At 73.5% G+C, this 23440-nt stretch carries 18 protein-coding genes, 1 tRNA gene and 1 pseudogene; 9 read left to right on the top strand and 11 right to left on the bottom strand.

Features of this window, described 5'->3' with window-relative positions; translation table 11 throughout:
* The first annotated feature begins 23 nt into the window (after nt 1–23).
* Both otsB and O7615_RS19375 read left to right on the top strand, forming a co-directional pair.
* Entirely contained in the window at nt 24–2585 is a 2562-nt protein-coding gene (gene otsB / locus O7615_RS19380; RefSeq protein WP_278182149.1) for a trehalose-phosphatase, read from the top strand.
* Between the two features lie 410 nt (nt 2586–2995).
* Complete coding sequence (locus tag O7615_RS19375) at nt 2996–3580, top strand: hypothetical protein (protein ID WP_278179133.1); 585 nt, start codon at nt 2996–2998, stop codon at nt 3578–3580.
* Between the two features lie 55 nt (nt 3581–3635).
* Here O7615_RS19375 and cobA read toward each other — a convergent pair whose 3' ends face one another.
* Genes cobA through cobC form a run of 3 tightly spaced genes read right to left on the bottom strand, consistent with a single transcriptional unit; the run spans nt 3636 to nt 7095 of the window.
* Nucleotides 3636–4874, bottom strand: coding sequence for a uroporphyrinogen-III C-methyltransferase (cobA, locus tag O7615_RS19370; protein ID WP_278179131.1), 1239 nt, complete (start codon nt 4872–4874; stop codon nt 3636–3638).
* On the bottom strand, nt 4871–6010 hold the full coding sequence (locus O7615_RS19365; protein ID WP_278182148.1) for a nicotinate-nucleotide--dimethylbenzimidazole phosphoribosyltransferase: 1140 nt from the start codon (nt 6008–6010) through the stop codon (nt 4871–4873). The genes cobA and O7615_RS19365 overlap by 4 nt, the downstream gene beginning before the upstream one ends.
* Nucleotides 6010–7095, bottom strand: coding sequence for an Rv2231c family pyridoxal phosphate-dependent protein CobC (gene cobC / locus O7615_RS19360; RefSeq protein WP_278179130.1), 1086 nt, complete (start codon nt 7093–7095; stop codon nt 6010–6012). Before cobC ends, O7615_RS19365 begins: the two co-directional genes overlap by 1 nt.
* 121 nt (nt 7096–7216) lie before the next feature.
* Here cobC and O7615_RS19355 point away from each other — a divergent pair, with 121 nt between their 5' ends.
* Nucleotides 7217–9349 carry a transglycosylase domain-containing protein gene (locus tag O7615_RS19355; protein WP_278179129.1) on the top strand — a complete coding sequence of 711 codons (2133 nt, stop codon included), beginning with the start codon at nt 7217–7219 and terminating at the stop codon, nt 9347–9349.
* Nucleotides 9350–9352: 3 nt separating this feature from the next.
* Here the strand turns inward: O7615_RS19355 and O7615_RS19350 are convergent, their stop codons facing one another.
* Nucleotides 9353–10825 carry a cobyrinate a,c-diamide synthase gene (locus tag O7615_RS19350; RefSeq protein WP_278179128.1) on the bottom strand — a complete coding sequence of 491 codons (1473 nt, stop codon included), beginning with the start codon at nt 10823–10825 and terminating at the stop codon, nt 9353–9355.
* Nucleotides 10826–11104: 279 nt separating this feature from the next.
* Between O7615_RS19350 and O7615_RS19345 the strand changes: the two genes are divergently transcribed.
* On the top strand, nt 11105–11929 hold the full coding sequence (locus tag O7615_RS19345) for an SURF1 family protein (RefSeq protein ID WP_278179127.1): 825 nt from the start codon (nt 11105–11107) through the stop codon (nt 11927–11929).
* A gap of 50 nt (nt 11930–11979) precedes the next feature.
* Here the strand turns inward: O7615_RS19345 and O7615_RS19340 are convergent, their stop codons facing one another.
* The 4 genes from O7615_RS19340 to O7615_RS19325 form a co-directional block, all read right to left on the bottom strand.
* Nucleotides 11980–13563, bottom strand: a complete 1584-nt coding sequence (locus O7615_RS19340; protein WP_278179126.1) for an ATP-dependent DNA ligase — start codon at nt 13561–13563, stop codon at nt 11980–11982.
* 64 nt (nt 13564–13627) lie between these two features.
* Nucleotides 13628–13834 carry a hypothetical protein gene (locus O7615_RS19335; protein WP_093410448.1) on the bottom strand — a complete coding sequence of 69 codons (207 nt, stop codon included), beginning with the start codon at nt 13832–13834 and terminating at the stop codon, nt 13628–13630.
* A gap of 62 nt (nt 13835–13896) precedes the next feature.
* Entirely contained in the window at nt 13897–15252 is a 1356-nt protein-coding gene (locus tag O7615_RS19330; protein WP_278182147.1) for a dipeptidase, read from the bottom strand.
* Between the two features lie 36 nt (nt 15253–15288).
* Entirely contained in the window at nt 15289–16173 is an 885-nt protein-coding gene (locus O7615_RS19325; RefSeq protein WP_347405128.1) for a hypothetical protein, read from the bottom strand.
* On the opposite strand from O7615_RS19325, the gene O7615_RS19320 reads away from it, so the two are divergent.
* Nucleotides 16108–16509, top strand: a complete 402-nt coding sequence (locus tag O7615_RS19320) for a rhodanese-like domain-containing protein (protein ID WP_278182146.1) — start codon at nt 16108–16110, stop codon at nt 16507–16509. The two genes, O7615_RS19325 and O7615_RS19320, sit on opposite strands and share 66 nt — an antisense overlap.
* 49 nt (nt 16510–16558) lie before the next feature.
* Here the strand turns inward: O7615_RS19320 and O7615_RS19315 are convergent, their stop codons facing one another.
* The 3 genes and pseudogenes from O7615_RS19315 to O7615_RS19305 form a co-directional block, all read right to left on the bottom strand.
* Complete coding sequence (locus tag O7615_RS19315) at nt 16559–18100, bottom strand: cobyric acid synthase (protein WP_278179124.1); 1542 nt, start codon at nt 18098–18100, stop codon at nt 16559–16561.
* A 116-nt stretch (nt 18101–18216) separates the two neighbouring features.
* Nucleotides 18217–19188 (bottom strand): annotated as a pseudogene (locus O7615_RS19310) (cobalamin biosynthesis protein); the annotation flags it as partial.
* Between the two features lie 269 nt (nt 19189–19457).
* The gene (locus tag O7615_RS19305) at nt 19458–20261 is read right to left on the bottom strand and encodes a single-stranded DNA-binding protein (RefSeq protein WP_278179123.1); all 804 of its coding nucleotides are present in this window, start codon (nt 20259–20261) and stop codon (nt 19458–19460) included.
* Between the two features lie 345 nt (nt 20262–20606).
* On the opposite strand from O7615_RS19305, the gene O7615_RS19300 reads away from it, so the two are divergent.
* The 4 genes from O7615_RS19300 (at nt 20607) to O7615_RS19285 (ending at nt 23294) form a co-directional block, all read left to right on the top strand.
* The gene (locus tag O7615_RS19300) at nt 20607–21056 is read left to right on the top strand and encodes an HPF/RaiA family ribosome-associated protein (RefSeq protein ID WP_278179122.1); all 450 of its coding nucleotides are present in this window, start codon (nt 20607–20609) and stop codon (nt 21054–21056) included.
* Nucleotides 21057–21228: 172 nt separating this feature from the next.
* Nucleotides 21229–22272, top strand: a complete 1044-nt coding sequence (locus tag O7615_RS19295; RefSeq protein WP_278179121.1) for an alpha/beta hydrolase — start codon at nt 21229–21231, stop codon at nt 22270–22272.
* Nucleotides 22273–22395: 123 nt separating this feature from the next.
* A tRNA-Arg gene (locus tag O7615_RS19290) sits at nt 22396–22471 on the top strand.
* Between the two features lie 133 nt (nt 22472–22604).
* Entirely contained in the window at nt 22605–23294 is a 690-nt protein-coding gene (locus tag O7615_RS19285) for a hypothetical protein (RefSeq protein ID WP_278179120.1), read from the top strand.
* Nucleotides 23295–23440: the final 146 nt, after the last annotated feature.

Here is a 23440-nt window from a genome sequence, read left to right as displayed (position 1 = left end):
TCATCACGCCCGTCGCGGGCACCATGGACCCGGAGCTGCGCGCCGCCATCGGTCGGATCGCCCGGGTACCGCAACTCCTGGTCGCCTGCGACTACGACGGCACCCTCGCGCCGATCGTCGAGGATCCGAGCAAGGCCGTACCGCTGCGGGAGTCGGTGGCGGCGGTGCGCGCCCTGGCCGCGCTGCCGCAGACCACGGTGGCGGTCGTCTCCGGTCGCGCGCTGCGCGACCTGGCCGCGCTCTCCCGGCTGCCCAGCGAGGTCCATCTGGTCGGCAGTCACGGCTCCGAGTTCGACATCGGCTTCGTCGAGCGGCTCTCCCCCGAGCTGATCGCCGTCCGCACCCGGCTCCGGGACGCGCTGCGGGAGATCGCCACGGCCCATCCCGGGGTACGCCTCGAACGCAAGCCGGCCAGCGTCGCCGTCCACACCCGTGGGGTGGATCCCCAGGTGGCCGCCGCGACCATCGAGGCCGTCCGCAGCGGTCCCGCGACCTGGCCGGACGTCACCGTCACCCAGGGCAAGGAGGTCATCGAGCTGTCCGTGGTGGCCACCCACAAGGGCACCGCGGTCGACCAGTTGCGCACCCAGCTGTCGGCCAGCGCGGTGCTCTTCATCGGCGACGACGTGACCGACGAGAACGCCTTCGGCAACCTGCACGGCCCCGACGTCGGCATCAAGATCGGCCCGGGTGAGACCAAGGCCGGTTACCGGGTCGCCGAGCCGATCGAGGCCGCCCGCGCGCTCGGGCTGCTCCTGGAGACCCGCCGGCACTGGCTGTTCGGCGAGCGGGCGGTGCCGATCGAGCGGCACTCGATGCTGGCCAACGGCCGGACAGTCGCCCTGCTCACGCCCGATGCCAAGGTGAGCTGGCTCTGCAACCCCAAGCCCGACTCGGCGGCGATCTTCGCCGACCTGGTCGGCGGCAGCCCGGCCGGGCACTTCAGCGTCGCACCGGAGCGCGACGGCATCCCGCTGGGCCAGCGCTACCGGTCGGGCACGATGACCGTGGAGACCCGCTGGTCGGGCCTGACCGTCACCGACTGGCTCGACAGGCCCGACCCCCGGGCCACGCCCGACGGTCCGGCGATCATCTCCGGCGACTCGACCCTGATCCGGGTGCTGACCGGCACCGGCCGGGTCCGGCTGGAGTTCGCGCCCCGACCGGAGTTCGCGCAGGTCGCGGTGCAGCTCCAGCCGCTCGGCGACGGCCTGCTGGTGCTCGGCTCCAACGAACCGGTCGCGCTCTACTCCCCCGGGGTGCAGTGGCAGGTCGGCAACGACGGCGGGTACGAGACCGCGAAGGCCGTGGTGGACCTCGCCGCCCTCGGCGGGCAGGTGGTGCTGGAACTGCGCTTCGGCACGCACAGCCTGGAACACCACCGGCTGCCGATCCACGAGCGGCAGGCTGCGGCGGAGCGGCCCTGGAAGGAATGGGTGGGCTCGCTGCGGCTGCCGACCACCGCCCGCGACCTCGTCGCCCGCAGCGCGCTGACGCTGCGCGGCCTCTGCCACGAGGCGACCGGTTCGATCCTGGCCGCGGCGACCACCTCGCTGCCGGAGGAACTGGGCGGAGTCCGCAACTGGGACTACCGCTACTGCTGGCTCCGCGACGCCGCGATGACCGCCCGGGCCCTGGTCGACCTGGGCTCGATCACCGAGGCCGAGGCCTTCCTGCGCTGGGTGGACGGCTGCGTGGAGCGCACCGGCGGTCACCCCGAGCGGCTGCACCCCCTCTACACGGTGGACGGCTACGAGCTGGGCGCCGAGGCGGTCATCGACACCCTGCCCGGCTACGCCGGCTCCCGCCCGGTACGCGTCGGCAACCTCGCCAACCACCAGCTCCAGCTGGACGTCTTCGGCCCGATCGCCGACCTGATCGCGGCCACCGCCGACGCCCGTGGCTCGGTACGCGCCGAGGAGTGGCGGGTGCTGGAGAACATGGTCGAGGCGGTCCGTCGCCGCTGGCACGAGCCGGATCACGGCATCTGGGAGGCCCGCCTGCCACCCCGGCACCACATCTTCTCGAAGGTGATGTGCTGGATGACCGTCGACCGGGCACTGCACGTGATGCGGCAGCACGGCGGCGAGGACCGCCCGGAATGGGCGGAGTTGCGCGACCGGATCGGCGCGAACGTGCTCGAGTACGGCTGGCACGAGCACGCCGAGGCGTACAGCGTCGCGTACGGGGACGAGGACATGGACGCCTCGTCGCTCTGGATCGGGATCTCCGGCCTGTTGCCCGGTGACGATCCGCGCTTCCTCTCCACCGTGTTGAAGATCGAGGCGGACCTGCGCAGCGGCCCGGTTGTCTACCGCTACCACTGGGACGACGGCCTGCCCGGCCGGGAGGGTGGCTTCCACATCTGCACGTCCTGGTTGATCGAGGCGTACCTGCGCACCGGGCGGCGTACCGACGCCGAGGAACTCTTCCTCCAGATGATCGACACGGCCGGTCCCACCGGGCTGCTCCCGGAGCAGTACGACCCGCTCGCCGAGCGCGGCCTGGGCAACCACCCGCAGGCGTACAGCCACCTCGGCGTGATCCGCTGCGCCCTACTCCTGGACAACATGCTCAAGCACTGAGCCCGGCTCCCACCCCACCCTCCTCGTTGATCATGAAGTTGTTGTCACCCCGCCCGGCGTGTCGTGGCAACAACTTCATGATCAACCGTGCCGTTCTGGGGCGGGGTGTCCGGTTGTGGGGTGTGTGGGTGGATCGGGTGGGCGGTCGGCGGAATCCCTGGCGGGGTGGGGGCGTTGTAATCGGTGGCTGACCGAGCAGGGCCCCCGGCCCTGACCGCCGCGCGACCGGCCGGCGCACCCCGGGAATGACCTGGCCCGGTCGGTCGTTACACATGGTCCGGCGCCGCGAAGAACCCCCTATCCCGCGCGCCACCACGACCTCCCCCCTTCCCTTGAGCGCCTGACGGTGCCCGCGCACCGCCGAACCCCCTGTCGGCACCCGTGCGCCAACCCCCGAACGGAGCTTCCCCATGAACACCACGCTGCGTAAGAGCATCCTCGGCCTCGCCGGACTCACCATCGCCGGTGGCCTCGCCGCCGGCCCCCTCAACACCACCGACAACCCCACCCCCACCAACCCCATCGCCGCCGCCGTCCAGACCGACAAGCCCGACACCAGCACCCTGATCCCGCACGGCGTGCAGGGCGCCCAGTCCCACATCGACCTCACCGACGAGCAGGTCGACAACGTCAAGGCCATCATCGCCGCCACCAAGAAGGCCGACATGGACGAACGCGCCGCCGTGGTCGCCATCGGCACCGCCCTACAGGAATCGAAGCTGGAAAACCTCGGCCACCTCGGCGACCGCAACGACCACGACTCGCAGGGCCTGTTCCAGCAGCGCCCGTCCAGCGGCTGGGGCACCGTCGAGCAGATCACCGACCCCGAGTACTCGACCCTGGCCTTCCTCAAGGGCCTGAAGCAGGTCGACGGCTGGCAGGACATGCCCCTCACCGTCGCCGCCCAGACCGTCCAGGTCTCCGCCTACCCGGACCACTACGCCCAGTGGGAACAGCAGGCCGCCGACCTCGTCGCCGAACACTGGAACAGCTGACACCAACCACACCGCTGGCCGGCACCCCCCACCCGGGGTGCCGGCCAGCGGCATGTCAACCCCGGTAACCGGCCAGATCGAGGGCGGTGACGACATCGCCCACCACCACGACGGCCGGTGGGCGCAGCCCGGCGGCGGTCGTGTCGGCGGCCACCGCGCCGAGCGTCGAGCGGACGATCCGTTGCCCGCCGGTGGTGGCCTCCTGGACCACGGCCGCCGGGGTGTCCGCCGGGCGGCCGTGGTCGAGCAGCGTGGCCGTGATCACGGGGAGGTTCTTCAGGCCCATCAGGATGACCAGCGTGCCGCGCAGCCCGGCCAGCGCGTCCCAGCGCACCAGCGACTCCGGTGAGTCCGGCGCGACATGGCCGGACACCACGGTGAACTCGTGCGCCACCGACCGGTGGGTGACCGGGATGCCCGCCGCCCCGGGAGCGGCGATCGAGCTGGTCACGCCCGGTACCACGGTGACCGGCACCCCGGCCGCCGCACAGGCCAGGAGTTCCTCGCCGCCGCGCCCGAAGACGTACGGGTCGCCGCCCTTGAGCCGTACCACGAAGGCGCCGCCCAGTGCCCGGTCGACCAGGATCCGGTTGATCTCCTCCTGGGCCCGGGACGGGCCGTACGGGATCTTGGAGGCGTCCACCAATTCCACCCCGGTACGCAGCTCGTCGAGGAGCAGGCCGGGGACCAGCCGGTCGGCCACCACCACGTCGGCCTCGGTGAGCAGCCGCCAGCCCTTGACGGTGATCAGCTCCGGGTCTCCGGGACCGGCGCCGACCAGGGCGACCCGGCCCGGCCCGCCGGTCGGGAGGTCGACGGGATCCGCCAGCAGGGGGGCCGCCCTCGCCCGCAGCAGGGTGCGCAGGGCATCCCGGACGGTCATCGCGCGTCGGGGATCGCCGCCACCGTGCACCGCCACGGTCACCGGGCCGTACCGGGTCACCGCCGGTGTCCAGGCCGTCGCCGCGTGCCGGTCGTCGGCGCGTACGCAGAAGATCCGACGCGCGACGGCGGCGGCGCTGACCTCGGCCGCGGCGGTCGGGTCGTCGACGGCGACGTGCACCAGCCAGGCGCCGTCCAGGTCGTCGGCGACGAAGCGACGCGGTACCCAGTGCAGCCGCGCGGCGTCCGCGTGGGCGCGCAGGGCCGGGGTGAGTTCCGGCGCCACCAGCAGCACGTCCGCGCCCGCGTCGAGCAGCGCCGGCACCCGCCGGGTGGCGACGGCTCCCCCACCGACCACGACCACCCGCAGGCCGGCCAGCCGGAGCCCGAGGGGGTACGGATTGACACTCACTTCTCGGCCACCCCGGCGGAGTCGAAGGTGGCCACCTCGTGCAGCACCCGGACCGCGCCGGTGACGATGGGCAGGGCCAGCAGCGCGCCGGTGCCCTCGCCGAGCCGCAGGCCGAGGTCGATCAGCGGGGTGAGGCCGAGCCGGCGCAGCGCGACCGTGGCGCCGGGCTCGGCGGAGCGGTGACCGGCGACCACGGCACCGACCGCGGCCGGGGCGAAGGCCACTGCGGCGAGCGCGGCGGAGACCGCGATCACCCCGTCCAGCAGCACCGGTACGCGGCGCGCGGCGGCACCGAGCACGAGCCCGGCCAGCGCGGCGTGCTCCAACCCGCCGACGGCGGCCAGCACGCCCAGCGGATCCGCCGGATCAGGGGTGTGGCGGCGCAACGCGGCGCGTACCACCTCGATCTTGTGCTGGTAGGTCGGGTCGTCGACGCCGGTGCCCCGGCCGGTCGCCTCGGCGGCGTCGACCCCCGTGAACGCCGCGATCAACGCGGCGGCCGGGGTGGTGTTGGCGATCCCCATGTCGCCGGTGAGCAGGATCGCCGCTCCGGCGTCGACCAGTTCCCCGGCGATCCGGATGCCGACCTCGACCGCCGCTCGCGCTTCCTCGCGGGTCAGCGCGGCGGTGACGGTCATGTCCCGGGTGCCCCGCCGGACGGTCGCGGTGACCAGCCGGGGCACCTCGGTGTCGGCCGGCCCGCCCACGCTGCCGGGCCCGCCAGCCGCGCCAGCGTCGGTACCGGACGACGCGGCCGGGTCGTTTGGCTCGGGGACGGCGAGCGGGCTGGCCACCCCGACGTCGACCACGGTCACGGACGCGCCGGCCTGCCGGGCGAAGGCGTTGACCACCGCGCCGCCGGCCAGGAAGTTGCCGACCATCTGCGCGGTCACCTCCTGCGGCCAGGGGCTGACCCGCTGGGCGTGCACGCCATGGTCGCCCGCGAAGATCGCCACGGCGGCCGGGGTGGGCAGCGGCGGCGGGCAGGTGCCGGCCAGGCCGGCGAGGCGTACGGACAGCTCCTCCAGGGCCCCGAGCGAGCCGGCCGGCTTGGTCAACCGGGCCTGCAACTGCCGCGCCGCGGTCATCGCCGGCTCGTCGAGTGGACCGATCGCCGCGATGGTGGTCTCCAGCATCATGCCTCCATGATCTCTGCCAGCACCTCGGCGAACGCGTCGGTGGTCGCCCGGTCCCGCACGGCGATCCGCAGCCAGTCGGCACCGAGACCCGGGAACGTGTCGCCCCGGCGCACCGCCCAGCCGCTGTCCCGCAACGCCATCCGGATCCGGTCGGCGCCGGAGATCCGTACCAGCACGAAGGCGCTGGCCGGGTCGCCTGCCACGCGTACGCCCGGCAGGGCCGAGAGTCGGGTGACCAGGTGGTCGCGGTCGGCCGCGAGCTGGGCGGCGATGGCGCGCTCGGCCCGGACCGCCTCGGGGCCGGCGCAGGCGGACGCGGCAGCCAGCGCCGGCGTGGAGACCGCCCAGAGCGGCTGTACGGCGGCGAGCCGCGCCAGCAGCGCGGCCTCGCCGAGCAGGTAGCCGATCCGCAGCCCGGCCAGTCCCCAGGTCTTGGTGAGGCTGCGCACGACCAGCAGCCCGGGCAGGTCCCGGCGGGTGGCCAGCGATTCGGGCTCGCCGGGCGCGCCGGGCGTGGCGGTGGTGTCGGCGAACGCCTCGTCGACCACCAGCACCCGACCGGGACGGGCCAGGGCGGCGAGGGCCGCGGCCGGGTGCAGCACGGAGGTGGGGTTCGTCGGGTTACCGATCATGACCAGGTCGGCGTCGGCGGGGATCCGGTCGGGATGGAGCCGGAAGCCGTCCGCCGCGTCGAGCAGTACCCGCTGCACGGTGTGTCCGGCGGCCCGCAGCGCGGCCTCCGGCTCGGTGAACTGCGGATGCACCACCACCGGTCGGCGGACCCCGCGCAGCGCCTGGGCGAGCAGCACGAAGCCCTCGGCGGCGCCGGCGGTGAGCAGCACCTCGGCCTGCGGCCGGCCGTGCCGGGCGGCGACGGCGGCGCGGGCCGGGCGCGGGTCCGGGTAGGCCGCGAGGTCGCTCAGCGAGGCCGTGACCGGCCCGGCGAGCCAGGGCGGCATCGGGGCCCGCCGCACGTTGACGGCGAGGTCGACCAGGCCCTCGCCGACCTCCGCGTCACCGTGATGGGCGAGATCCGGCTCGGCCGGCGACGCGCGGAGGGTTCCGGTCAGCTGGCCATGCATGACCGCGATCCTGCCGGGAAGGCGGCGCCGGGGACAGGAGCCCATGGGGTGGGCCGCATCACCACTCATCACTTCATGAGTATTTCTCATGGATGAATCGGAAATGTCATAACTTAGCGGTGTGAGTAACCGACCCCTTGCTGCCGCTGGTCGTCTCGTTCCTCTCCTCCGTGCCGGCCTGATCGCCGGCATCGTCGTCGCCGCCGCCGCGTACCCCGCCGTCGCGCTGACCGGCCTCGGCGCCAAGGCCACCGCGCACGCCGTGGAGAGCAAGACCCGCCTGCTGGCCACCGCCCTGCCCGCCGAAACCTCCTACCTGTACGCGCCCGACGGCAAGACCGTGCTGACCATGTTCTACGAGGAGTACCGGCAGTACACCAAGCTGTCCGACATCTCGCCGAACATGCAGCAGGCCATCGTGGCCGCCGAGGACAACCGCTTCTACCAGCACCACGGCGTCGACCCGAAGGGCGTCGCCCGCGCCTTCGTGGCCAACGCCCGCTCCAGCGGCGTCTCCCAGGGCGCCTCCACGCTGACCATGCAGTACGTCCGGATGGCGCTGCGGGACAGCGCCACCACGCCGAGGGAGGTGCAGGACGCCACCGCGCAGACGCCGATGCGCAAGGTCAAGGAGATGCGCATGGCGGTCGACCTGGAGAAGGAGCTGAGCAAGGAGGAGGTGATGGAGCGCTACCTCAACTCGGCGTACTTCGGGCACCGGGCGTACGGCATCTACGCCGCCAGCGAGATCTTCTTCTCCAAGACCCCGAAGGACCTCACCGCCGTCGAGGCGGCCACCCTCGCCGGTCTGGTGAAGTCCCCCTCCCAGTACGACCCGGCCAGCTCCGACCAGAAGGACGCCACCGCCCGACGCAACTACGTGCTGGACCGGATGGCGCAGCTCGGCTACCTGTCGCCCGACTCGGCCGAGGCGGCAAAGGGCGAGCCGATCCGGTTGCGCCTGACCTACCCGCCCAACGACTGTGCCTCGGTGCCCGAGGAGTGGAACAGCTGGGGCTTCCTCTGCGACTACCTGAAGAACTGGTGGAGCGCCCAGCCGGCGTTCGGCGAGAACCGGTTGCAGCGGATGGACAAGCTGCGCCGGGGCGGTTACCGGATCGTGCTCAGCATGGATCCGAAGATCCAGGCAGTGGCGGAGGAGAACGTCGGCACCAAGGGCAACACCGGCAGCCCGTTCGCCAACGGCATCGTGGTCTCCGAGCCGGGCACCGGGCGGGTCAAGGCGATGGCGGTGAACCGCACCTACTCGCTCAACCTGGACGAGAACCCGCTCAGCTCCAACCCGGAGGCCGGGCCCACGGTGAAGGCCAACTACCCGAACACGGTGGCCCCGCTGATGGGCGGTGGCGACCTGCCGGGCTACCAGGCCGGTTCGACGTTCAAGATGTTCCCCATGCTGGCCGCGCTGGACGCCGGCCTGACACTCAACACCACCTTCAACGCGCCGCACACCTACCGCTCCGAGATCTACGACGGCTGGCAGCCTTCCAACGCCAGCGGCGCGATGAGCGGCATGCAGACCATGTGGTCCGGCTTCGGCAAGTCGGTGAACACCTACTTCGTGTGGTTGGAGGAGCAGGTCGGCGCGGAACGGGCGGTCCGGCTGGCCGAGCAACTGGGGCTGCGCTGGCGTACCGACGTGGACCGGGAGCATGCCGCGCCGTCGCGAGCGAACAAGTGGGGCGCGTTCACCCTCGGCGTCTCCGACGCCACCCCACTGGAGATGGCCAACGCCTACGCCGCGGTCGCCGCCGACGGGCGCTACTGCGAGGCGATCCCGGTGAACGCCATCTACACCCGCGACGGCACTCCCGCCACCTTCACCACGGTCGGTGGCATCGAGCGGGAGGTCGCCAAGCCGCGCTGCCGCCAGGTGGTCAGCGCCGACGCGGCCCGGGCCGCGACCGACGCCGCCCGGTGCCCCACCGGCGACACCCCGGCCACGGGCGGCTGCGGCGGCTGGTCGACGGCGGACAGCGTGCGCGGCACGGTGGGTCGGCCGGTGGCCGGCAAGACCGGTACCACGGACAGCACCCGGTCGGCCTGGTTCGTCGGCTACACCCCGGAGTTGGCGGCGGCCAGCTTCATCTCCGACCCTGACAACCCCTTCAACGCGGTCGGTGACGGCCAGTCGGAGATCCCCATCGCGGCGGTGTCGAACACGCTGCGCGACGCGCTGAAGGGCAAACCCGTCCGGGACTTCGTCCCGCCGTCGGATCGGATAGTCGGTTGACGATCAGGCCGACGGCCCACCGGCCGGCCCGGACGCCGCGACACCGGCCGGGCCGGCCGGATCGACACCCGCCGGCCCGGCCGGGGCACCGCCGCCGGGCCCGGCCGGGACCGTGGCCGGCTCGGCCGAAGCGGCGGCCACCAGCCGCGTCGCGATTCTCGGGTACGCGGCCCAGTGCGGAACGAGTTGGGAGGCGTGCACGCCGCGCCAGATGAACCCCTCCGGCGCCCCACCCGGCCAGCTCCACGCCGGCCGCTGCCCGCCCCGGGGGTTGAGTACCGCGCGGTGCTCCTTGTGCCCGGTCACCACCTCGCCCCGGGCGGCGACCACGCTGTCGCTCTGCGCCGTCGCCTCCCGGTAGCCGACCACCAACCCGTCCCGGAGGCTGCCGATCGCGTCGATCACGCCGCACATCGGCAGCCCGTCGAGTTCCCGGGCCAGCCAGAGCAGGCCGGCGCCCTCCGCGACCACCGGCCTACCGGTCCGGGCCAGTTCGGCGACCGCGATGCAAAGCCGCCGGTTGGCGGAGAGCTGTTCCGCGTACGACTCGGGCAGTGCCCCGCCCACGACCAACGCCCGGGTGCCGACCGGCAGCACCTCGTCGGCGAGCGGGTCCAGCGTCACCACCTCCGCCCCGGCGGCCCGCAGCAGTTCCACCGTCTCGGCGTGGCTGAAGGTGCCACCCGGCCCACCGGCCACCGCGACGATCGGACGCGCCGCGCCGGCGGGGGCGCCGTCGTCGGTGACCACCGGCGACCACGGCTGGACCCCCAGCTCCGGAGCGGAGCGGGCCAGCCCCAGCAGCCGCTCCAGGTCCACGGTCGCGGTCACCGCTTCGCCCAGCCGGCGAACCGCCCGGGCGGCCTCGCCGGCGCCGTCGAGCACCGGCACCACACCGTGCCGGCGGGACGGCAGCACCGAGGGCAGGTCCTGGCGGCGCAGCGCGCCATAGACCGGTATGCCGATGTCGTCCAGCGCCTCGCGCAGCAGCGCCTCGTGCCGGGCGGAGGCGACCCGGTTGAGGATCACCCCACCGATCCAGAGCTGTTCGTCGTACGCCCGGAAGCCGTGCACGAGGGCGGCCACCGACTGACCCATCGCGGCGACGTCGACCACCAGCACGACCGGGCTGCGCAGCGCGGTGGCGATGGCGGCGGTCGACTCGGTCTCGCTGCGGCCGGTGAGGCTGTCGTAGAGGCCCATGCTGCCCTGCACGACCGCGAGTTCCGTGCCGGCCGCGCCGTGCAGCAGCAGCGGGGCGAGCCGCTCGGTGCCCACCAGCCGCGGGTCCAGGGTGCGTCCGGGCCGGCCGGCGGCGAGGCCGAGGTACGCCGCGTCCACCTGGTCCGGCCCGATCTTGAATCCGGCAACCCCGAGACCCCGGTCGGCGAGCGCGGCGAGCAGACCGATCGCCAACGCGTTCTTGCCGTGCCCGGAGGAGGGAGCACTGAGCACCAGACGCGGCACGACGGTCATCATCGACTCCTCGCGAGCGGTCGGCGTGCCGACCGTCGGCGCGCTCCGCCCGCGTGACGATAGCCGAAGCCGGCGGCCGGTACGTGCCGCCCGCCCCCCGCGTCCACTCCCGCGCGGCGCGCCTACGCGGACCGCCCCGAAACGGACACTCTCCGCAATCCCCGGCCCCTTCTCCGGCATCCTCCGGCCGGGCGCCCGGCGACGGCATGGTGGACGGGCGGGCCGGCCTGGTGGACGGTCCGGCGCGGCCCGGGGTGGCCGTAGGGGTAGCCTCGTGGCGTGTACCGGTTCCTGCTGACGCCACGCTGGCTGGGCCTTCTCGCGTTGGCTCTGGTCGCCGCCACGGTGATGGTGCTGCTCGGCAACTGGCAACTGGACCGCTACCACGGTCGGACCGCGGTCAACGAGCGGATCGACGCCGGGCTGCGGATGGCCGCGGTGCCGCTGCGTGACACGCTCCCCGCCCCGACCGGCGGCCCCGGCACGGCCGGCCCGCCACCGGCGCAGGAGCGGACCTTCACCCGGGTCACCGTCACCGGCCGGTACGACACCGACAACATCGTGCTGGTCCGGGGCCGTACGGTCGAGAGCAGGGTCGGTTTCGAGGTGGTCACCCCGCTGGTGCTGGCCGACGGCACGGCCGTCCTGGTGAACCGGGGTTGGATCCCGCCGGCACCGGGCGGGGCGATGGCGCAGCCGCAGGTGCCGCCCTCGCCCGCGGGCGAGGTGACCGTCGAGGGTCGGGTGCACGCGAGCGAGAGCGGCAACGCCCGGGTGGCCAGGCGCGACGGCCGGCTGGAGAGCCGCCGGGTCTCCGTGCCCCAGCTCGCCGGGGAGCTGCCGTACCCGATTCACGGCGCGTACGTGCTGCTCGACGAGCAGACCCCGGCCGCCGATCCGGTGTTCAAGGCGGTGCCGGTGGGTCACGCCAACAACTGGCAGAACCTCGGCTACGTCGTGCAGTGGTGGATCTTCGCGGCAATGACCCTGGTCGGCTACGGCTGGATCGCCCGCCGCGAGGCCCGCCAGTCGTCCGGCACCCCCGACCCCCTCCCCCGCGACCTCGCCGCCGACCCCTCCCCCTCCCCCCAAGAGTCGCGTTGATCATGAGGTTAGCGGGCGTTTCGATCACCAAACCCCCGCTAACCTCATGATCAACCCGGGCTCTGGTGGGGTGGGAGCTGGAGGGCGCGTACGGCGGTGATGGTGTCGGCCTCGGCGGCGGTCTTGTCGTCGCGGTAGCGGAGCACGCGGGCGAATCGCAGGGCTACGCCGCCGGGATAGCGTGTGCTGGTCTGCACGCCGTCGAAGGCGATCTCCACCACCTGCTCGGGCCGGACCCGGACGACCCAGTCCCCACGCTCCACGGCAAGGTCGAGGAAGCGCTCGGTCTGCCAGCGCAGCAGCTCGTCGGTGAGCCCCTTGAAGGTCTTGCCGAGCATCACGAACCCGCCCGTGTCCGGGTCGCGCGCCCCGAGGTGCAGGTTCGACAGCCAACCGGTACGCCGGCCGCTGCCCCACTCCACGGCGAGCACGACCAGGTCGAGGGTGTGCCGGGGCTTCACCTTGACCCAGGCCGCGCCGCGCCGGCCGGCGTCGTAGGGCGCATCGGGCGCCTTGACCACCACGCCCTCCTGCCCGGCGGCCAGCGCGGCGGCGAACGCCTCGCCGGCCCGTTCCGGGCCGTCCACCTCCATCCGGCCCACCAGCAGCGACGCGTCGGCCGTGCCGCGCAGCGCCGCCCACCGCTCGCGGCCGGGCAGGTCGATCAGATCCACCCCGTCGAGGTGCAGCAGATCGAAGAAGTACGGCGTGAGCACGGTCTCGCCGGCCCGCTCGGCGGCGGCCCGCACCGCCGGGGCGACCGGCGCCCCCGAGGCGGCACCGGCCCGGCGGGCGGCGGCACTCGACGTCTGCTGGAACGGCAACGGCCGGCCGGTGGCATCCAGCCCGATCGCCTCGCCGTCGAGGACGAGCTCCCGCGCGGGCAGTGCGCGCACGGCGGCCACCACCTCGGGAACCCGGCTGGTGATCTCGTCGAGGCTGCGGGAGAAGACGGCGATGTCGGCACCGCTGCGGTGCACCTGGATGCGGATGCCGTCGAGCTTGACGTCGACCACGGCGGGCGTGCCCGTGGCGGCGAGCGCCTCGTCGACCGACGACGCGCTCTGGGCCAGCATCGGTGCGAGGGGCCGCCCGACCCGCAGCCCGAACCCGGCCAGCGCCGGGGCCCCGCCACCGAGCGCGGCCACCGCCACCGCCCGCAGGTCGCCGGCGAGCAGCAGCGCCCGGCGCACCGCGGCGACCGGCACCCCGGCGGCCCGGGCGATCGCGTCGGCGAGCAGACCTGCCTGCGCGCCGTGACGCAGCTCGCCGAGGAACAGCCCGGTCAACAGGCGCTGCTCATCGGCGGTCGCGGCGGCGTAGAGCGCCCGCACCAGCGCGCGGCGGCGGGCCTGCGAGCCCGGCCCGCCCACCGCCGCGATCTCGTCGATGGCGGCATCGACCGCCGCCACGGTCAGGGTCGGCTCGGCGGCCGGCGGCGGAAGCTCCCGCAGGCCGGCCCAGCCGACGCCGGTCTGCCGCTGGCGCAGCTCACCGGCGAGCCAGCCGGAGCCCGCCGCGACCTCGGTCGGGTCGAGCCGCCGTAGGGCGTCGGCGAGCAACTCCACCTTGGCCCGCCGGCCGCTGATGGCACCGACGGCCGCGGAGGTGGCAGCCAGGTCCAGGAACCGCACGACCTCATCCTGCCAGCCGCCCCCGACAGCGCACGCCACCTGCGCGCGTAGCCCGCTCGCGGCGTCAGGCCGGGACCGGTTCCTCGATCCGCAGCCCACGGGCGCGGACCCCGTCGGCGATCCGGGACAGCGACGCGTCCAGTGCCACCAGGGCGGCGGACAGCTCGCCGAGCTGTTCCTTGAGCGTGTCCTCGGGCCACGCGGAGACGTCGACGTCCCCCAGAGCGATGACGGCGGCCTCCAGGCGGGCCAGAACCTCGTTCGTACGCATGTTCGAGAGGCTACAACAGCCCGACGCCCGACACACCGGAAACGGCCACCATCGGCGGGAGGTTACGGGTTCGCCGCGTGCCGCACCTCGGCCACGTTGGCCAGCAACAACGCCTCGGCCAGGCAAACGCGGGCGAACTCGCCCAGGTGCAGGCTCTCGTTCGGCCCGTGCGCCCGGGCCTGCGGGTCCTCCACTCCGGTCACCAGGATCGCCGCCCGCGGGAACATCTCCTGGAAGGTGGCGATGAACGGGATGGACCCGCCGATCCCGATCTCCACCGCGTCGGTGCCGTCCCAGGCGGTACGGAACGCCGAGCGGGCCGCGTCGAACATCGGGCCGCTGGCGTCGATGACGCACGGCGCGCCGTCGTGTTCGAAGGTGACCTCCACCCGGGCGCCCCACGGCGCGTACCGCTGCAGGTGGTCGCGGAGCGCCGCGTACGCCCGCTTCGGCTCGTCGCCCGGCGCCAGTCGTACGCTCAGCTTGGCCTTGGCCGCCGGGACCAGGGCGTTCGGTGCCTCCCCGGTGGCCGGGGCGTCGATCCCGAGCACGGCGAGCGCCGGCTTGGTCCACAACCGGTCGGTGATCCGGCCGGTGCCGAACAGCCGCACGCCCTCGGCCAGCCCGACCTCGACGCGGAACCGGTCCTCGGGATAGTCGACGCGGGCCTCCTCCCGGCTGACCAGCCCGTCGACCGCCACGTCCCCCGCGTCGTCGTGCAGCGTGGCGAGCAGCCGGACCAGAGCGGTGAGCGCGTCCGGCACCGCGCCGCCGAACACCCCGCTGTGCACGGCGTGCTCCAGCGTGCGTACCTCGACGAAGCAGTTGACGATGCCGCGCAGCGACGTGGTCAGCGCCGGCACGCCGATGTCCCAGTTGGCGGAGTCGGCGATCACGATGACGTCGGAGGCGAGCTTGTCCCGGTGCTCGGCGAGCAGCTGCTCGAGGGAGTCCGAGCCGTACTCCTCCTCGCCCTCGACGAACACGACCACGCCGACCGGGAGCTGGTCGCCGAAGGCACGCAGCGCCGCGACGTGCGCCATGATGCCGGCCTTGTCGTCGGCGGCGCCCCGCCCGTAGAGCCGGCCGTCCCGCTCGACCGGCTCGAACGGGTCGGACTCCCACAGCGCCCGGTCGCCGACCGGCTGCACGTCGTGGTGCGCGTAGAGCATGACGGTCGGGGCACCGGGCGGTGCCGCCCGCCGGCCGATCACCGCCGGCTGACCACCGGCGCGCACCACCTCGACGTCGAGGCCGCAGCCGCGCAGCAACTCGGCCACCGCCTCGGCGGAACGCGCCACGTGCGCGTGGTCGAATCCCTCGAAGGCGATGCCGGGAATGCGGACGAGACGTTCCAGGTCGGCCCGGACGCCGGGCAGTTCCCGCGCGACAGCCTCCCGTAGGTCGGACTCGGTCATGATCGGTGTGGTCATGACCGGCATCGTATGCCCGCCTTACCGGGCCGCGTAGCCGGCATCGCCCGCCCGCCGCTGCCCCTGACGGCGCAGGGCCCGCAGGTAGTAGCGGTCGACGTCGTACGGCAACGTCGGCGCGCCGTCGACGACGAGATCGGCCCGGGCCTCGGTATCGTCGGCGGCGAAGTGGGCTCGCTCGGTATCGTGCCAGCGCCGCAACTCCGGCAGGATCGACGGGCCGTCGCGCACCACCGCCCGGGTCAGCCGCACCGGCTGCGGGGCGGTGACGAAGACCGACAGGGTCAGCTCCGCGGCGGCGGCGGCCCGCGCCGCGCTCACCCCCTCCACGATCAGCACCGACGCGACCGACACCGGCACCGGCGTGGGCAGGAAACGCCGACGTGCCCAGCTGTAGCGGCGGTAGGTGCCGGCCTGTCCGGCCCGCATCGGGGCCAGCACCCCCTCCTCCAGCCGGTTCCAGAAGGTGAGCTGGTCGTCCCACCCGTCGAGCAGATCGTCGGTGTGCACCACCACCGGCCCGCCGGCGATGGCGTCGTGCGTCCCAGTGGCGACGGCGTCGTGCGTCGCGGTGGCGACGGCGTCCTGCGTCGCGGTAGCGACGGCGTCGGCCAGGCGCGCGGCGAAGGCGGTCTTGCCCGCGCCGCTGGGCCCGTCGACGGCCACCAACCGGGTACGCCCCAGCCGGGCCGGCCCGGCCAGCACCCGCCGGGCCAGTTCCGCGTACGCCTCGAAGACCGCCACCACGGGCACCGACGTTACCGATCGGGTTGTCCCAGGCCGCTTCCGGCCGTGCGCCGGGGAGGCAGGCGGCATGCTCGTGCCGTGTCCCATTCCGTGATGAGTCCCGGCGTCGAGGCGTTGCTGGAACAGGCCCGTGCGGGCATGACCCGGCTGACCCCGCAGGAGACGGTGCAGGCCGCCACCCGTGGTGCGCTCGTGGTCGACACCCGTACCGACGCTCAGCGGCGGGAGCAGGGCGACCTGCCCGGCGTCATCGTGATCGACCGGACCGTGCTGGAATGGCGGCTCGACCCGGCCAGCGACTGGCGCATCCCCGAGGCCACCGGGTACGACCTCGACATCGTCGTGGTGTGCCGCCAGGGCTACAGCTCCAGCCTGGCCGCGGCCAGCCTGCGCGCCCTCGGCCTGCACCGGGCGACCGACATGATCGGCGGGGTGGAGGCGTGGCGCTCGGCGGGGCTGCCCTTCTCCGACCAGCCCGCCGACATCCGGCACTGACCCGAGATGACGGCACTGACCACCGCTCGTCGACCGCGACGGCGCGACCTCAACGTCGCGGGGCGCCGGGTGGGACGAACGGCAGGTCGGCGGGTGGGCCGCTCTCGATGAGCCGCCACAGCGCCGCCGTGTCCAGGTGTTCCTCGACCAGATCGCCGAGCAGGTCGAGGCCGCGCTCCCGGGCGGCGGCGAAGGAGGTGTCCGGCGCGACCCGGAAGCCGGTACGCCCGGCGAGGCGGGCCACCCGGGTCAGGAACCACCGCCGGAACCCGTCGGACTCGAACGTGCCGTGCCAGTGGGTGCCGTGCACGACACCGTGCAGCGCGCCCTCCCCGGCGCCGTCGGCGTCGCGCAGCAGCGGGGTCAGTTCCGGGTCGGCCGCCGAGACGTACCCGTGGTGGATCTCGTAGCCATGGACCGGGAGGTGACCCTCGGCGGTGCCCACCGCCGGCCGGACCGTCTTGTGTGGATCGAAGGTGACCTCGACGGGGAGCAGGCCGAGGCCGGGGACGCTACCCCGGCGGCTCTCCACCGGGTCGTGGATGGCGCGGGCCAGCATCTGGTAGCCGCCGCAGATGCCCAGCACCGGACGGCCCGCCGCCGCGTGCGCGGTGACCGCGTCGGCGAGGCCGGTCTCGCGCAGCCAGGCCAGGTCGGCCACGGTCGACTTGGAGCCGGGCAGCACGACGAGGTCGGCGGCGGCGAGTTCCGCCGGCTCGACGGTCAGCCGCACGCGCACTCCGGGCTCGGTCGCCAGCGCCTCGACGTCGGTGGCGTTGCTGATCCGGGGCAGCCGCAGCACCGCCACGTCGAGCCACTCGGTGCCGTGCGGGGCGGCCGGGCGGCCGAGCACCCGGCCGTAGGCGAGCGAGTCCTCCGCGTCGAGCCAGAGGTCCAGCGCCCAGGGCAGCACCCCGTACGTCGGGCGGCCGGTGAGGTGACGCAGCATCTCCAGCCCCGGCGCGAGCAGGCCGAGGTCGCCCCGGAACTTGTTGACCACGAAGCCGGCGATCAGGGCCTGGTCGGCGGGTTCGAGCAGGGCGAGGGTGCCGAACATGGCGGCGAACACGCCGCCCCGGTCGATGTCACCGACCACGATGGTCGGCAGCCGGGCATGCCGGGCCAGGCCCATGTTCACGTAGTCGCCGTCGCGCAGGTTGATCTCCGCGGGGCTGCCGGCACCCTCACAGATCACCACGTCGTACGCCGACCGCAACTCCGCCAGCGCCGCGTACGCGGTCTCGGCCAGCCGGGGACGCAACGCGCGAAAGGTGCCGGCGGTGATCGTGTCGACGGCCTGGCCGAGCAGCACCACCTGGCTGGCCAGGTCGCTGCCCGGCTTGAGCAGCACCGGGTTGAACCTCAGGTCCGGGGCGATCCCGCAGGCCGCGGCCTGCATCGCCTGCGCCCGGCCGATCTCGCCGCCCCGACCGTCCGCTCCGAGCACCACCGCGGAGTTGTTCGACATGTTCTGCGCCTTGAAGGGCGCCACCTTCACGCCCTGGCGGTACAGCCACCGGCAGATGCCGGCGGTGAGCACGCTCTTGCCCGCATCCGAGGTGGTCCCGGCGACCAGCAGTCCACCCGTCACCGCCGGCTCCGCAGCGCCGGCTCGCCGCTGCGTGGAGCCGACTTGCCATTGCGTGATACTGGGCCGCCGCTGCGTGGCGCCGTTGCCCGCGCGGCTGGCCGCCGGGCGGCCAGCCGGGCCCGCCGGGCGGTGGCGCCGAGCAGCCGGCCGGCGGTCAGCGGGTACGCCGCCGCGAGCCCGAGCGCGGCCAGCCCGACCGCGCGGGAGATCCGGGCGGCCCGCGCGAGGTGCCGCCCCTCGGGACGTGGACCGTCGCCGAGGAACGGACGCACCTCCGTACGGCCGAAGTACATGTTGCGCCCACCCAGCCGTACGCCGAGCGCCCCGGCCATCGCCGCCTCGCACTGCCCGGCGTTGGGGCTCGGGTGGTCGTCGCGGTCCCGCCGCCAGATTCGCCAGGCCCGTTCCCGGTCGCCCTTCCCGGCCGACGCCAGCGCGACGGTCAGCAGGCCGGTCAGCCGCGCGGGCGCCAGGTTGAGCAGGTCGTCCAGGCGGGCGGCCGGCGTGCCGAAGCGGGCGTAGCGGGCGTTGTGGTGGCCGACCATCGCGTCGAGGGTGTTCGCCGCGCGGTAGCCGAGCAGGCCGGGCAGCCCGGCGACCGCGCCCCAGACCAGCGGGGCGACCACGGCGTCGGAGGTGTTCTCCGCCACCGACTCGACCGTGGCTCGGGCCAGTTCGGGCTCGTCGAGCGCGGACGGATCCCGCCCGCAGAGGTGCCCGAGCCGCTGCCGGGCGGCCGGCAGGTCACCGCCGCGCAGCGCCCGACCCATCGTCTTCGCCTCGTGGCGCAGGCTGCGCCCGCCCAGCACGGCCCACGTGGCGGCGGCGACCAGCGTCGCGCGGGCCACCGGCCGGTGCCGGGTGCCGACCGTGGCGGCGGCCCCCACCAGCACCGGCACCCCTACGCAGAGCGCTGTGTAGACGCCACCGGCCAGCCGGTCGGGTCGGTAGACGCGCCGTTCCAGAGCGGCGGCGGCCCGGCCGAACCCGGCGACCGGGTGACCGCGACGCGGGTCGCCGAGCAGTGCGTCCAACGCATAACCCGCGACGAGTCCCGTCGCGTTCGCCACCGCTGCCGCGTGTCGCACCCGCACCACCCCCGGGCGGCCAGCCTAGCCGAGCCCGGCAGCTGGCCGGCCCGCCGACCTCAGCCACCCGGCCGGGGTCGATCGGCTGCGGATGAGTGACGGACAGACGGCATCCGGTCACCCACCCGCAGACGATCATGAGGCTCGGTCGGACCACCCGGCACGGACTCCCGGCCGGCCCGGTGGCGAGTTCGGCAAGGCCGGCAGGGCCGGCAAGGTCACCGAGCCGCCGACGCCACCGGAGCCACCGGAGCCACCGAGGCTCGGCGTCAGGCCGGCTGTGGCAGCCGCCCGCGCCCCCGCCGGCCACGCCCGGTCGTCGCGTCGTCCGCCCCCGATTCCTCCGGACGCCCCGGCGACCCCGCCTCGGACCCGGTGCCCCGGCTGGACACCGGGGTCAGCTCGCCGGAGGTTGTCTCCTCGGCGTCGGTGACGTCGTCGAACGGGTCGGGCGACAGCGGGTCCTCGTCGCCGATGGCGTCGGGCGGATCGATGTCGCCGGTCGGATCGATGTCGCCGGTCGGCTCCTGGCCGTAGCCGCCGGACAATCCGGCTCGTGGCAGGGCGAAGTCGGGCAACTCGAAGTCGTCGTCGACCGGGCGGTGGTCGGGTAGGGCGGGCGCCTGCCCGTCCGGAACCGGCTCGGTCGGCTCACCGTGCACCCGGCTCTCGGCCTCGGGGTCGGAGACCGCGCTGGTGGCCAGGCTGGGCCGGTTACGCAGGAAGCGCCCCCGCCCTCGGGACAGGTCGTGGCCGACCACGACCGCCTCCAACTCGTACAGCGTGCGATGGTTGCCGGCGTCGTCGGTCCAGTCGCGGGTGTAGAGCCGGCCGCAAACCACCACGGGGTCGCCGACCATCACCGAGGCGGCCACCCCCTCGGCGAGCTTCCGCCAGCAGTTGACCCGTACGCGCAGGCTGTTGCCGTCGACCCAGCGCCCGCTGTCGCGGTCGAGGCGCCGGGCGGTCGAGGCGACCTTGAAGTTGGCCACCAGCGTGTTGCTCTGCGTCGTGCGGCGCCACTCCGGCGCGGTCAGCACGTTCCCGACAATCGTCATGTAGGTATCGAACATCGCCCCTCCTGCGGGGATCGGGTCCTGTCTTCGCGAGTCGACTCGCCCCCGAGCCTGCCGTTCGGAACCTCGTCGGGCAGTCCCGCAGGCGGTACCTGTGGATGACCGGGCCGCCTGTGGACGAACGCCTGATCAAGGTCCCGGTGTGGTAGGCCGGTCGGCCCTGACCCGCCGACCGGCCGGACCGCGATGATCAAGAGGTAGCGGAATTGTCACGTTCCGGACGGAGCCGACCGGGGTAGGGATCTCTGCAACCGCACCTGTGAACACGACGTCGAACGAAAGGTCAGCGATCATGAAGATGACCACCACCCGTTCCAGCCGCGTCCCGGGCCAGGTGCGGCGATGAGCGCGGACCCGGCCACCACCGCGGCGACGGGCCCGGCCACCGTGGCGAAGTGCCTCCGGCTCGGCGCCGGTTTCTCGCAGGCCGACCGGGACTGGATCGTCACGCAGTTCGCCACGCTCGACGCCCGCCTGGCCACCTTCCACGCCGACGCCACCGAACTCGAGGTGTCGGTGAAGAACCGGGAGGCCAGAGGCCAACGGATCACGCTGGAGTGCTGGATCGCCGGCCGCCAGAAGATCGTCACCACCTCGACCGAGGAGGATCTGCGCGCCGCGCTCCACGACGCCCGCGACGACCTGCGCCGCAAGCTCAACGACGCGAAGACCCGGCAGGAGCCGCGCAACAACAAGCACCTGCGGGTCACCGCCCCGCCCGGCCAGGCCACGCCGGACGGTAAGCCGGCCGACGAACTGGCCGGCGCGGGGAAGACGACCGACGAGAGGTGATCGCGCGCGCCGGCCGGGGATCGCCCGGCCGGCGGCCGATCGTGGCGCTGAACGGCACGAGCCGACCGGCCGCGAGGCCGAGGGCGACTGACATCGGGCCGCCCCGCCCGCCGGGTGCGGGTGGGGCGGGCAGGGCTACCGCCCGGTAGCTTGCCGGCGTACCGTCGACGAGGTGGAACCCGACCTGCTTGGCCCGCCGTACGAACGGCGCACCATCGACCTGGGCCGCGACGACGAGGGCCCGGTGGTGGCCACCCTGGTCCGCCGCCGGGCCGAGCGCCCCACCGGGCGCGCCGTACTCTACGTGCACGGCTTCGTCGACTACTTCTTCCAGACCCACGTGGCCGACTTTTTCGCCGCCCGGGGCTGGGACTTCTACGCGCTCGACCTGCGCAAGTACGGCCGCAGTCTGCTACCGCACCAGACCGCCAACTTCTGCCGGGGCCTCGATGACTACTTCCCGGAGCTGGACTCCGCCGCGCGGATCGTCCGCACCGAGGACGGGCACGACACCCTGCTGGCCATGGGCCACTCGACCGGCGGTCTGATCGTCTCGCTCTGGGCGCACGCCCGCCGCGACGCCGGCCTGGTCGACGGCCTCTTCCTCAACAGCCCCTTCTTCGACCTCAACGCCCCCTGGTTCGTGCGTCGACCCCTCGCGGCCGCCGCCGCACGCCTGGGCCGCAGGGCGCCGCACCGCATCCTCCCGTTCGGGCTCGGCACGGTGTACGGCGAGAGCATCCACGCCGACCATCGCGGCGAGTGGACGTACGACCTGGCCTGGAAGCCGCTGGCCGGCTTCCCCGTCCGGGCCGGCTGGCTGGACGCCGTCCGCACCGGTCAGCGGCGGCTGCGCGCCGGGCTGCGCATCCCGGTACCGGTGCTGCTCGCCTGCTCCACCCGATCGTTTCGGGGCACGAAGTGGCAGGACGCGGCGAGCCTCGCCGACGCCGTCCTCGACGTGGAGCACATGGTCCGCTGGGCGCCACGCCTCGGCCGGCACGTCACCGTCGCCCGCTTCGACGGCGGCATGCACGACCTGACGCTCTCCGGCCCCGCCGTACGCGAGAAGGTCTTCGCCGAGGTCGGCCGGTGGGCCGAGGCGTTCCTCGGTGCCGGACCGACGACCACCCACCCGGCCCCGCCGCAGCCCCGGCGACCGCCGACGGAGCAACCTGCGACGGCAACGGAGGCCGGCGCCCGTGCGGACGCCTGAGTCTCGCCGACCGGCACGGGAATCCGGATGCCCGGCGCCGACGGCGCCTGCGATGCTGACCCGGCCACCCGTTCCGTCGCGCGGGGCCAGGGCGGCGGTACCCTTCTCGCGCGACAGCGCGTTGCGCCCGTAGCTCAGCGGATAGAGCAGGGGACTTCTAATCCCAAGGCCGCAGGTTCGAATCCTGCCGGGCGCACCAGATAGATCTTGTGCAAACCAAGCCGGACGGCCCCGCCGTCCGGCTTGTCCGTTTTGGGTAGACAGGTGAAACTCCTTGCCATCACAGCCGAGGGCCGACAGCGGTCCTCGGCTTTTTGGTGCCCACGCTCCGCTTGCTCGGCCACGCCAAGAATCGCCTGCTTGCGGTTGGCCTGTTCCGTCGCCAGATCTTCGAGCAGGTCACGGTCCAACAGCGTGGCGAAGGGTTCTGTCATCTCGAACCGCTCCACCGAGCAGTCCTCTCCTATGTACAGCGCCTTGAACAACCCCTGGTTGATCAGCCTGCGCAGCCTGGGTATGGCAACCAGATACTCCCGCTCGCACCCCTCTGCGATCTCAAGCGCCGCCGTCAGCGTGCCTTCCACGTCAGCAACTTCACGGGTAGCCGCAGCCGCTTGTGCTTCAGCATCAGTCATCTCGGCGGTCAGCCGGTCCATCTCGCTCTTGAGCATGTCCAACGGCACCGCTCCGGCGTAGTGCGCGGTAAGCAGCTTCTGCCGTTCGTCGCTGAGGCGAGCGATCCGCAGCTTGGCTCGCTGACTGCTGCGGTCGGCTTCCTCACGGCTGGCGGCCAGTTCGTCCAGTACGCCATCGCGGATAAGCTCAGCTCGCTCGGCCGACAGCCGGAACGTGCCGTAGAACTCTGCGATGCCATCCTCAATCCGCTCCAGCCGCATCGGCTTGCGCGTGCAGGGCCGTCGGCCCGTGCGCCGGGAAAGGCAGGTGAAGTACTCGTACTCGCCGCCGTTGCCCCGGTTGCGGCTGTAGATCAGGCGGGCACCGCACTCACCGCAGAAGATTGAGCCCTTCAGGTAGTGCGGATGCTTCCGTTCTTTCTCTCCGGCCAGGTGGTGTGCGGTCAGTACGTCTTGGACCCGCAACCACAGCTTCGGACTGACCAGCGGCTCATGCTTGCCCTCGTGATACACACCCCGGTAGGGCACCACGC

The sequence above is a fragment of the Micromonospora sp. WMMD1082 genome, from assembly GCF_029626175.1.
Classification (GTDB): domain Bacteria; phylum Actinomycetota; class Actinomycetes; order Mycobacteriales; family Micromonosporaceae; genus Micromonospora.
Note: the sequence above shows the minus strand (reverse complement) of the source record. Positions and strands in the feature narration are given on the sequence as shown.

What these genes read in the sequence shown, in the direction of transcription:
- otsB (WP_278182149.1), top strand. Translation starts at nt 24, where the DNA reads ATGGACCCGGAGCTGCGCGCCGCCATCGGTCGGATCGCCCGGGTACCG.
- O7615_RS19375 (WP_278179133.1), top strand. Translation starts at nt 2,996, where the DNA reads ATGAACACCACGCTGCGTAAGAGCATCCTCGGCCTCGCCGGACTCACC.
- O7615_RS19365 (WP_278182148.1), bottom strand. Translation starts at nt 6,010, where the DNA reads ATGCTGGAGACCACCATCGCGGCGATCGGTCCACTCGACGAGCCGGCG.
- cobC (WP_278179130.1), bottom strand. Translation starts at nt 7,095, where the DNA reads ATGCATGGCCAGCTGACCGGAACCCTCCGCGCGTCGCCGGCCGAGCCG.
- O7615_RS19350 (WP_278179128.1), bottom strand. Translation starts at nt 10,825, where the DNA reads ATGACCGTCGTGCCGCGTCTGGTGCTCAGTGCTCCCTCCTCCGGGCAC.
- O7615_RS19335 (WP_093410448.1), bottom strand. Translation starts at nt 13,834, where the DNA reads ATGCGTACGAACGAGGTTCTGGCCCGCCTGGAGGCCGCCGTCATCGCT.
- O7615_RS19330 (WP_278182147.1), bottom strand. Translation starts at nt 15,252, where the DNA reads ATGACCGAGTCCGACCTACGGGAGGCTGTCGCGCGGGAACTGCCCGGC.
- O7615_RS19320 (WP_278182146.1), top strand. Translation starts at nt 16,108, where the DNA reads ATGAGTCCCGGCGTCGAGGCGTTGCTGGAACAGGCCCGTGCGGGCATG.
- O7615_RS19305 (WP_278179123.1), bottom strand. Translation starts at nt 20,261, where the DNA reads ATGTTCGATACCTACATGACGATTGTCGGGAACGTGCTGACCGCGCCG.
- O7615_RS19300 (WP_278179122.1), top strand. Translation starts at nt 20,607, where the DNA reads ATGAGCGCGGACCCGGCCACCACCGCGGCGACGGGCCCGGCCACCGTG.